This window comes from Gemmobacter nanjingensis, from assembly GCF_014652195.1.
Classification (GTDB): Bacteria; Pseudomonadota; Alphaproteobacteria; order Rhodobacterales; family Rhodobacteraceae; genus Gemmobacter; species Gemmobacter caeni.
Genome location: NZ_BMYI01000044.1, coordinates 1 through 954, shown reverse-complemented (window position 1 = coordinate 954; position 954 = coordinate 1). Strand labels below are relative to the sequence as shown.

Sequence of the window (954 nt, the reverse complement as noted above, 5' to 3'; positions counted from 1 at the left end):
ACGGCCCTGACCGAATTGCAGACCGAAGTCGCAGGCAAGGCATCCGCTGACGCTGTCGCGGCGCTCGAAAGCCGGACCAGCGCGACCGAGACAGCGGTGAAGACCGGCAGTGCGGCGACCACCAGCCTGCGGGCCAGCCTGTTGCCACTGGCCTCCGAGGTGCTGGATCAGGGCTTTGCCGAGTTTCTGGCCCGCCGGAAGGCACGCAAGGCCATGGTGGCGGCCGACCAGTCGCTGACCGCACAGATCCGGGCGGTGGATGACCGGCTGATCCTGACGGCCGATGCGGTGACGCGGCTGGAACTGGATCTGCCGAAGCTTGCCAGCGCCACCGCCGTGGACGCGCTGCGGCTGCGGGTGACCACCGCCGAGGGCAGGATCACCTCACAGGGCGAGGCGATCACCGCGCTCAACACTGCCTTGCCGGGCAAGGCCAGCGCCTCGGCGCTGGAGGCGCTGACCTCACGGGTCACGCTGACCGAGGGCGGAATCGTCTCGCTGGGGCAGTCGGTCACCGATCTGGGCACGGCGGTTGCGGGCAAGGCCGGTACTGACGTGGTGGCCGCACTGGAAAGCCGGACAAGCGCGACCGAGACAGCGGTAAAGACCGGCGGCGCGGCGACCACCAGCCTGCGGGCCAGCCTGTTGCCACTGGCCTCCGAGGTGCTGGATCAGGGCTTTGCCGAGTTTCTGGCCCGCCGGAAGGTGCGCAAGGCTGTTGCCGAGGCGGATCAGTCGCTGACCGCACAGATCCGGGCGGTGGATGACCGGCTGATCCTGACCGCCGATGCGGTGACGCGGCTGGAGCTGGATCTGCCGAAGCTTGCCAGCGCCACCGCCGTGGATGCTTTGCGGCTGCGGGTGACCACCGCCGAGGGCAGGATCACCTCGCAGGGCGAGGCGATCACCGCGCTCAACACTGCCTTGCCGGGCAAGGCCAGCGCCTCGGCGCTG

The 954-nt window shown here is 69.7% G+C and carries 1 protein-coding gene; it reads left to right on the top strand.

Going from position 1 to position 954, the window contains the following annotated elements; translation table 11 throughout:
• Positions 1–954: hypothetical protein (locus IE126_RS25790; RefSeq protein ID WP_229825914.1), on the top strand; the 954-nt coding region annotated here is incomplete at both ends.